Source organism: Blautia sp. DFI.1.216, assembly GCF_020594215.1.
Classification (GTDB): domain Bacteria; phylum Bacillota; class Clostridia; order Lachnospirales; family Lachnospiraceae; genus Blautia_A; species Blautia_A wexlerae.
Genome location: NZ_JAJDML010000093.1, coordinates 1 through 6,517, shown reverse-complemented (window position 1 = coordinate 6,517; position 6,517 = coordinate 1). Strand labels below are relative to the sequence as shown.

The window sequence follows — 6,517 nt, the reverse complement described above, 5'->3', positions numbered from 1 at the left end:
TCGGATCAGCGAAAAACTCCACAATGGCAAACAGGGCTTTGCCCTAACAACAAAAGTGCTGCCGCACCAAACTTTTCAGTGCGGCAGCCCATACAGCTATTTACCTATGCCTCGTTTATATTAAATGTTTTTCCTTAAAGCTCCCGAAGGTAATCGGCACTAACATAACGGTAAATGCCGCCAAGAGAAATTTTGGCCCACCCATTACTGATAGAATATACATATACTTTTGTGCCATAATTCAATGTGCCTACTATTGTATATTGTGTTCCAGGGCCTGATCTGATATTTACATCCGACCCTGTGCACTTGTAATATCCCGGTACGCTTCTCGTGACAGAGCTTGTTTCAATTCCTGTATTTTCCGCAGCAAGCACCGGCATTGCAAATGAACTTGTCAAAAGAATTGCACTTATGACCAAACACACTACAAATGAGTTTTTTCTCATATACTTCATAATCTTTTCCTCCCATAATTTTTTTACACCATATCATCATCCTTGAGAACCTGGACGTGCTTTACTATAAGGTTCCTGCGTAGTTCCAACCACGACCCCATCTTTATTCAGTATATTACCTGTTTTGGGATCTATATGAGAACCGGCTGGTGGCGTCCATTTTCCCGACTCATTCACTGTACCAAGCGCATCTTCCAATTCCTTTTTCGTTCGGGGCGTTTTCAGTTCTGGCGTTGGTGCCGAGCTGCCGTCTGCATTGTCTGTATTGTCAGTACTCTCAATAGTTTCTTCTTGAACAAATGATTCTCCTGAAGTCCTGTTATTTTTAGACGTATCTCCATTATCTTTATCACTGCAGCCTGTACATAACACCATTATTACAAACAACAAGCTAAAAACAACTTCTTTCTTATGTGTCATTTTAATCTTTTACCTCCATTATGCCCGTTTAACTACTCCGAACCGAACTACTCAATTTAAAGTGATAGAATTCTATCATTGTCCCATTGGAATCCACTCCCTTTCAATGAACAAACTGAATTAACTGTAAATAAAGAACTTTGATCAAATCAATGACAAACTTTATTATCTTTATTTTTGCCATGATTTCAACCCCTTTTGCACCAAACGACATTTACAGTCTGTTTTTGGTCGATTTACACATTTTCTTTACGATACAAGGTACTTGTAAGCCTGCTGTCAGTAATATCCCAACAGAAAAACAGATTGTATAGATGTACTTTCCCAGCAAAAATAAAGCTATATCTAACAGCCCAAACAGTATCACGAAGAACACTGTTGTTTTTTTATATGTCCTTTTCTCGTTAGTATCAAGTCTTCTGTTTTCACTGTCTATTGGACTAAATGTAATCAGGCTCACAGACGCAATAACTGTAGCTATTGCCAACTTCAAATCACATTGCACATGCATTGATAACATTATGCACAGAAACAATAGAAAACCAGATCCAAGAATACAAGTGTGCAAATTTTTTGCATGATAACCACCACTAAATTTTCTCAGAACCACAAACGGAAAAATAAGAGCAACTCCGTGTTTTACGCTTCCCAAGCCAAAGCCAATAACTCCTGCAAGGATAAGTGGTGATACCAATAGAAAAAAACTATATAATGCATACTTGTAAAGTTCCTTATCCGCCTCGTTTATCGCATTACACCGGATCATCCAATTTACTACTGTATCTGTACATTTTTCCATTACTTGTTTCTCCTGTAGTTCATTAATTCTTTCGGTGCCTTAGGCTGATACATGATAAGACAAGAAGCTGTGTTAGCTTCTGTCCGTAACACAACATCTAATGCTGCTTTCATTCCTTTTGCAACCGATTTAGTTACCTCTTTCTTCATAATGACCTCTCTCCTTTCCACTAAAATTTGTCATTGATTTTCACATAAGCAATCATATACCACTTTAATCAAATAAACGACCCCTTTGGAATGAACGGAATGATTCTTTACAATATTGGATAATTTCCCTCTTTTCTACGAAAAATAATATGTGATACAGAATTATTTATATATAAATATCAGTTTGTTTAATATATTGCAGAATAGTTCTTTGTTACATTCTTCTTTTTATTTAGTTCTATTGGTAAAATTCTACTGAAAGAAGGTGGGATAAATAGAATTTCAATATGAAGGTATGGGAAACCGCATCAAAATACGCAGAAAAGAATTACGGATAAAACAGGCAGAACTTGCCGAAAGATTAAATATATCCAATAGCCATATGTCATCAATCGAAAACGGAAGGCAAAAACCAAGTCTGGATATTTTCATTCAGATTTGTAATTTACTCAATGTTACACCTGACTACCTTCTGCTCGGCAGTATGCACGCTTATAATATTCCACAGGATATTATTGATAAACTACGGTTATGTAATCAATCCGACATAGAGCTTGCCGGAGACTTTATCGAACTGCTTGTAAAACGAAATAACAAAGCAACACATAATGAACCAAAATTGTAATTAAATTGTCTTTTCATACGCATTTTTTGCATTTGGAAATTCTATGTGATAAGATGTACACATACATCTATTTAGAAAGTCAGGTGAAAAAATGCGTATTTTAATTTGTGATGATGACACTCTGATCATTGAACAATTGAAGAAGTATATCGAATCCTACTTTGAGTCCAACCATTTAAAATGTCCTGAATTAGTTTCTTTTACCAGTGGTGAAGCTTTGTTAACTGACAAAGGTGAAAAGGATATTGTTTTTCTGGATATCGAAATGCCTGGCATGAATGGAATCTATGTTGGGAATGAATTAAAAAAAGCAAATAGAAATGTGATCGTTTTTGTTGTCACCTCTTATTCTGAATATTTGGATGAAGCAATGCGTTTTCATGTATTCCGTTACCTTTCCAAACCTCTAGATAAGCAGCGTTTTTTCCGAAATCTGAAGGATGCCTTAGCTTATTACAATTCCATTACACTCAAAATTCCTGTGGAAACAAAACAGGCGGTATATTCGTTTCCTGCTTCGCAGATTATTGCCATAGAAGCTCAGGGGCGAAAAGTAATTGTACATACTGCCCGTCAGGACTTTGACTCTATTCATAATATGAATTACTGGTTGGAAAAGCTTCCCCAAAACAGTTTTTTTCAGACACACCGGAGCTTTATTGTTAACTTCGAACATATTGTGGACTTTGATCACTCCACCGTACATTTATCAAATCCTCAGATTACCGCTTACCTGACACGCAGGAAATACAGTTCCTTCAGAAATGCATATCTACTATATCTGGAAAGCATGAGGTGAAAATAAATGGAATATATTATTTTACTTATTTTTAGTTTTTTTACAGAAGCGGTTATCTTATGGCAGTACGCCGCCAGCCTTTTTTCCCCTTCTCATAGCGGTAAAAAGAGACTGACTCTATTAAGTGTTCTTTATGTACTGTTGTTTTTTCTTTCCCTGCTTGGGCAAACATGGCTGAATATTATCAGTTTTTTTGTGATAAACACTGTTTTCCTCTATATAATGTTTAACCTCAAGTTATTATTGGCACTCTTCCATTCCGCTATACTTACAGCGATTATGGGAATATCTGAACTTGCAGTTTTGGGGATGATATCAAGATTCTTTCCCCATTTTCTCTTAGAAGCAAGTGTCGGACTTGTTTTTTATACCGTATTTAGCAAAATTACCTTTTTTGCAGTCGTTTACTTGTTAAGTTGGCTCTTCAAGGGGAACAAAGCAGCTCAAGAACCGTACGGTCACTCCGAAATTCTCTTGATGTTCATCCCGCTTTCCTCTATTCTTATGATGTTTACTCTTCTTTCTATTGGTGAAACAACCGCATATGCCCCACCGGTTGATTTTCTAGTAACAATCTGTGCCGTTTTTCTGTTGCTGGTCAACCTACTTGTATTTGGAATCAACCAATATAACACAAAAAGATCACAGGAATATGCCGATTTGCAGTTACTGCTCCAGAAAGAATCCGATTCTGTTGAATACTATGAAATGATGCTTGCACAAAACGAGAACCAGAGCATTTTGATCCACGATATAAAGAAACATCTTCAATCAATCAGATTACTGAACGAAAAAAATGATTCCGATAAAATAAATGACTATATACAACAACTCATGGAATCTTCCGACTTAAAGGAAACCACAAAACTCTGTGATCATGAAATGCTAAACTCCATTCTGTGCCGCTATCAGCGCCACTGCAATGATAAGCACATTATTTTTCACACTGACATCAGAAGCGGCACGGTACAACATATATATCCGCGCGATTTGACTTCTTTATTCTGTAACTTATTGGAGAATGCAGTGGAATCAGCAGAGAATATTCCAGACTCTTTTATTGAGCTCACCGTACAAAAGAAAGAAAATTCACCCTTTCTTATTATCATACTCATCAACTCCTGCCAAAATACCCCTGTATATAATCCAGAGGGACTTCCTATATCCCATAAATCAGACAATGGCAGACATGGATTCGGAATCAAAAGCATTAAAAAAGTCGTAAAACAGTACCATGGAAATTTGCAAATGTATTATGATAATGATTCCGGTACCTTCCATACAATCCTAACCTTAAAGCAGTAAATATTAAAATCTGGCAATCGCAATTTTATACGATTGCCTTTTTACATATTTCAGCATGCATTGATGTTGTTTTATATCACTATAAATGAGCAAGTTCGTGATTTTGCATAAAAGAAAGAGATCTTTTCCTGTTATGTGTGTCGATGGCCGATCGAGATATTTTTCAGGCAATGTAAAAACCGTCTGGCACTGGATACATACCAGATCCGTTTCTCAAAGGAAATACAGAGATACTGGCTGCTGATGTCACTGGCACATTGTATTTGTGTCACAGGAACTGGCAAATATCGATCTTTTCAAGATGGATATCATCGAATCTGTAGTGCCGTTCATCAGGAAAAGTATCAGTATCTATTCCTATGTGCAAAAGCAAGTGATGATTTTGAAGCATTTATGAAATTAGCAGGATAATTTTGTGCATTTTTTCAAACTTGCTCATTTATAGCAGGATATATTATCCTGTCAATTGAATCTGAAAGGGGCTGTTGTAATGAGAAAAAAATTAAATATTACAGAAGGCATTTTTCCTATGCCTGTATTGATGGTTGCAACCTATAATGAAGACGGAAGCATCAATGTAATGAACGCTGCCTGGGGTACGATGCAGGAACGTGACACAGTTGCATTGAACCTTACCGAGACCCATAAAACCGTACAGAATATCAAAGCACGCGGTGCATTTACCGTCAGCATCGCGGATGCCGCACATGTAACAGAAGCTGACTATTTCGGTGTAGAATCCGGTAATCGCGAGCCTGATAAATTTGCCCGCAGCCGTCTGACCGCCACAAAATCTGAAACTGTAGATGCTCTGATTATCAATAATTTTCCTCCTCGAACAAAAAGACAGTCAGACAAACTCAGCCTGACTGCGCTAAATATTACCTGTCTGATTTTATACGGTATCCTTCCTATTCATGTGGTGACAGCCTGGGCAGATTCCAGCGGTAATGTGCTGCCAGATATCGGATCAGCACCACTACAATTGATGATACTACCATAGCCTGTACATTTCCCACAAATCGATTCATATATACGCATACAACTGCACCAATGATGGAGGCACAGGCATAGATATGTTTTACAAAAATATACGGCGGTACACTCGCCATCATATCTCTAAGCAGACCGCCGCCTACTCCCGTAATGGTTCCAAGAAATACAAGCAGGAACACATTGTCCATATATCCCTGGCGGATTCCTGTATTTACTCCTACTACTGTAAAAATCCCAAGCCCGACAGAGTCCATTGCCAGCATGATTTTATCGTAGGTCTCACGCCTGTGCCCCTGAAGCAATTCTCTCTTGAAATAAAAAATAAAGAAAACAATGCAGGAAGCAAGCACTGACACCAGTGCATATACAGGATTGGTAAATACAGCCGGAGGGATGATCCCCAGAACAATATCCCTGATCATTCCTCCGCCTACTGCTGTTGCAACTCCCAGAACGCTCACGCCGAAAATATCCATATTCCGTTCAACGCCCACCATCGCTCCGGAAGCAGCAAACGCCACTGAACCGGCCATTTCCATAACAAATGTTACAATTGACTGATAATCCATATTTGTTTTTTAACTCCCCATCCTATCTTTCTTTTATAATCCCAGAAAACAATGCAACTAATGCACTCCTGCAAAGCACGAAAGACAGGAAAATGCTGAACTGTCTTAATTGCATTATTTTCTGGAATTGCTATAAAAATATCAGTAAATCTCCGTTCATCACTTAATGTTTTCATAATTGAAGCAGGAGATTCCACTGAATTATCCAAGATAAAAAGTCGATTTTTTGAACGTCACGTGAAAGAGTCTTTACTCTCAATCAGTATCAGAAAATCGACTATTTATTCCATTTCATATAGATAAACTTATATACTTCGCGAACACCTTCAGCATAGTATAGTAAGTGAATTACTCGGCAACTGAGTTACCAGAGCATCTGAATTAAGGCGGGATACCG

General features: G+C 37.7%; 9 protein-coding genes. 4 read left to right on the top strand and 5 right to left on the bottom strand.

The features are described from left to right. Positions 1–134: 134 nt before the first annotated feature. From LJE11_RS18405 to LJE11_RS18390, 4 genes are all read right to left on the bottom strand, one after another. Positions 135–458 (bottom strand): SH3 domain-containing protein, encoded by a 324-nt coding sequence (locus LJE11_RS18405; protein WP_020993697.1) that lies wholly within the window; start codon positions 456–458, stop codon positions 135–137. A 36-nt stretch (positions 459–494) separates the two neighbouring features. After that, positions 495–878, bottom strand: a complete 384-nt coding sequence (locus LJE11_RS18400; protein WP_008704932.1) for a hypothetical protein — start codon at positions 876–878, stop codon at positions 495–497. 214 nt (positions 879–1,092) lie between these two features. After that, entirely contained in the window at positions 1,093–1,677 is a 585-nt protein-coding gene (locus LJE11_RS18395) for an accessory gene regulator ArgB-like protein (protein ID WP_022381202.1), read from the bottom strand. After that, complete coding sequence (locus LJE11_RS18390; protein WP_008704934.1) at positions 1,677–1,826, bottom strand: cyclic lactone autoinducer peptide; 150 nt, start codon at positions 1,824–1,826, stop codon at positions 1,677–1,679. The genes LJE11_RS18395 and LJE11_RS18390 overlap by 1 nt, the downstream gene beginning before the upstream one ends. A 295-nt stretch (positions 1,827–2,121) precedes the next feature. Between LJE11_RS18390 and LJE11_RS18385 the strand changes: the two genes are divergently transcribed. From LJE11_RS18385 to LJE11_RS18370, 4 genes are all read left to right on the top strand, one after another. After that, positions 2,122–2,451: a helix-turn-helix domain-containing protein gene (locus LJE11_RS18385; protein WP_055201273.1), complete on the top strand. Its 330-nt coding sequence runs from the start codon at positions 2,122–2,124 to the stop codon at positions 2,449–2,451. A gap of 91 nt (positions 2,452–2,542) precedes the next feature. Further along, entirely contained in the window at positions 2,543–3,250 is a 708-nt protein-coding gene (locus LJE11_RS18380; protein WP_022381201.1) for a LytR/AlgR family response regulator transcription factor, read from the top strand. 6 nt (positions 3,251–3,256) lie between these two features. Continuing rightward, on the top strand, positions 3,257–4,555 hold the full coding sequence (locus LJE11_RS18375) for a sensor histidine kinase (RefSeq protein WP_055201271.1): 1,299 nt from the start codon (positions 3,257–3,259) through the stop codon (positions 4,553–4,555). Positions 4,556–5,045: 490 nt separating this feature from the next. Then, complete coding sequence (locus LJE11_RS18370) at positions 5,046–5,558, top strand: flavin reductase family protein (RefSeq protein WP_227296359.1); 513 nt, start codon at positions 5,046–5,048, stop codon at positions 5,556–5,558. Here the strand turns inward: LJE11_RS18370 and LJE11_RS18365 are convergent. Then, positions 5,467–6,120 carry a trimeric intracellular cation channel family protein gene (locus LJE11_RS18365; RefSeq protein ID WP_008704940.1) on the bottom strand — a complete coding sequence of 218 codons (654 nt, stop codon included), beginning with the start codon at positions 6,118–6,120 and terminating at the stop codon, positions 5,467–5,469. The two genes, LJE11_RS18370 and LJE11_RS18365, sit on opposite strands and share 92 nt — an antisense overlap. Between the last annotated feature and the right edge of the window lie 397 nt (positions 6,121–6,517).

Excerpts from the sequence above, each read along its gene's own strand:
- LJE11_RS18380 (WP_022381201.1), top strand. The coding sequence starts at position 2,543 with ATGCGTATTTTAATTTGTGATGATGACACTCTGATCATTGAACAATTG.
- LJE11_RS18390 (WP_008704934.1), bottom strand. The coding sequence starts at position 1,826 with ATGAAGAAAGAGGTAACTAAATCGGTTGCAAAAGGAATGAAAGCAGCA.
- LJE11_RS18400 (WP_008704932.1), bottom strand. The coding sequence starts at position 878 with ATGACACATAAGAAAGAAGTTGTTTTTAGCTTGTTGTTTGTAATAATG.
- LJE11_RS18385 (WP_055201273.1), top strand. The coding sequence starts at position 2,122 with ATGGGAAACCGCATCAAAATACGCAGAAAAGAATTACGGATAAAACAG.
- LJE11_RS18365 (WP_008704940.1), bottom strand. The coding sequence starts at position 6,120 with ATGGATTATCAGTCAATTGTAACATTTGTTATGGAAATGGCCGGTTCA.
- LJE11_RS18405 (WP_020993697.1), bottom strand. The coding sequence starts at position 458 with ATGAAGTATATGAGAAAAAACTCATTTGTAGTGTGTTTGGTCATAAGT.
- LJE11_RS18370 (WP_227296359.1), top strand. The coding sequence starts at position 5,046 with ATGAGAAAAAAATTAAATATTACAGAAGGCATTTTTCCTATGCCTGTA.
- LJE11_RS18395 (WP_022381202.1), bottom strand. The coding sequence starts at position 1,677 with ATGGAAAAATGTACAGATACAGTAGTAAATTGGATGATCCGGTGTAAT.
- LJE11_RS18375 (WP_055201271.1), top strand. The coding sequence starts at position 3,257 with ATGGAATATATTATTTTACTTATTTTTAGTTTTTTTACAGAAGCGGTT.